The sequence below is a fragment of the Variovorax sp. MHTC-1 genome (assembly GCF_003984645.1).
GTDB lineage: Bacteria > Pseudomonadota > Gammaproteobacteria > Burkholderiales > Burkholderiaceae_C > Variovorax.
The window spans coordinates 1-539 of record NZ_RWKI01000103.1 but is presented as its reverse complement, the minus strand read 5'-3'; the positions used below and the strand labels follow the sequence as shown (position 1 = coordinate 539).

The window sequence follows — 539 nt, the reverse complement described above, 5'->3', positions numbered from 1 at the left end:
ACGAAGAAAAGCCGGGCCCAGCCCGGCTTTTCTGGAAGGCAGCGCTTCAGCTTCAGATGGCGAGGCGATCACCGCGCGCGGCTGCGCGGGCCTGGATGCGCACGCTGGCGCGGTCGACGGGCGATTCGACGCGCGTCACGCCTTGGCCGTAGCCTTCCGCGTACGGGTTCGCGCTGCGAGCGGCAGCGAATCCTTGCGAGCGAACCGAAGCGCGCTCGACCGAACTGGCGATGCTGGTGACGCCTTGCCCGGCCACGTCGCTGAACTGGTCGCCGCTGCGTGCGGCCACGACGCCTTCGGCGCGCACTGCGGCACGGGTCTGGGTCGATGTGACCTTGGCGACGCCGTCATAGGTTTCTGCTTGGACGCCGGCGGCAGCGAGGATCGCGAGCGCAAAACCGGAGAGGAGCTTGGAAGCGGTGTTCATGGTCGGATTCCTTCAAGTGGTTGAACGGGTTGGTGTGGGATGAAGTTTGCGCCCGCAAAGAGCCTCGGGGATGTGCGTTTTCGCACCTCGGCGTTCATGTCGTGGAAACAAT

The 539-nt window shown here is 65.7% G+C and carries 1 protein-coding gene; it reads right to left on the bottom strand.

Annotation, left to right across the window (positions count from 1 at the left end):
- Positions 1–52: 52 nt before the first annotated feature.
- A complete protein-coding gene (locus EJI01_RS28465) occupies positions 53–427 on the bottom strand; it encodes a helicase SNF2 (protein WP_126840426.1) in 375 nt (124 codons plus the stop codon).
- Between the last annotated feature and the right edge of the window lie 112 nt (positions 428–539).

Bases quoted from the DNA above. Each gene is read 5' to 3' on its own strand.
- EJI01_RS28465 (WP_126840426.1), bottom strand. From the start codon at position 427: ATGAACACCGCTTCCAAGCTCCTCTCCGGTTTTGCGCTCGCGATCCTC.